The organism is Arthrobacter sp. B0490 (genome assembly GCF_002929355.1).
Lineage (GTDB): Bacteria > Actinomycetota > Actinomycetes > Actinomycetales > Micrococcaceae > Arthrobacter_D.
In genome coordinates, this window is the sequence record NZ_PJIR01000131.1 from 1 (window position 1) to 577 (window position 577).

At 65.2% G+C, this 577-nt stretch carries 1 protein-coding gene; it reads left to right on the top strand.

The window, feature by feature from the left end; translation table 11 throughout:
* Complete coding sequence (locus tag CXQ97_RS18990; RefSeq protein WP_146069652.1) at nucleotides 1-129, top strand: ANTAR domain-containing protein; 129 nt, start codon at nucleotides 1-3, stop codon at nucleotides 127-129.
* Nucleotides 130-577 lie beyond the last annotated feature (448 nt).

The following is a 577-nucleotide window of genomic DNA, read 5'->3' on the forward strand; positions in this document are numbered from 1 at the left end:
ATGATCTCCCACATCTCGACCGTGGACACCAACGAAGCCTTCCAACGCCTCCGTTCCCACGCCCGGGCACACAACACCAGCCTGCGCGACACCGCAGAAGCAGTCCTGAACCGCACCCTCACCCTGTAGGAACTTTCTGCCGATCCATCGAGGGTTGGGAGTCGCAGAGGTCCTTCACCGAGCGGTAGCCCAGGGGCCACCTACGCCCGTGAGCCCGAGCCAGTCATTCGGGGACAGAGCGAAGCGACCCCCTGCACGAGGCAGACCTCGAGTCGGCTTCCGCTCCCCGGCAGATCCTGGTCAGACGTCGGGGAGAGTTGCTGTTCCTGGTCGGTGCCGACACACGACCAGAAGGCATCGTCCTGGCCCCAACGAAGCAGGGATCGTATCCGGCGACTTCCATCTCTCACCACCTACCCCTTCGCCGGCTGCCCTCAACCCTCAAGCGCAGCATCTCCCCCGACGCTGCACCCATGGGCGTAGGACGGCCCAGGCGGCCAGGTGCCAGCCGCAAACCTCCGATCCACGAATTGTCCACCGCACAGTGGGCCGATCATCCGGGCGGGCTTGCGCGAAT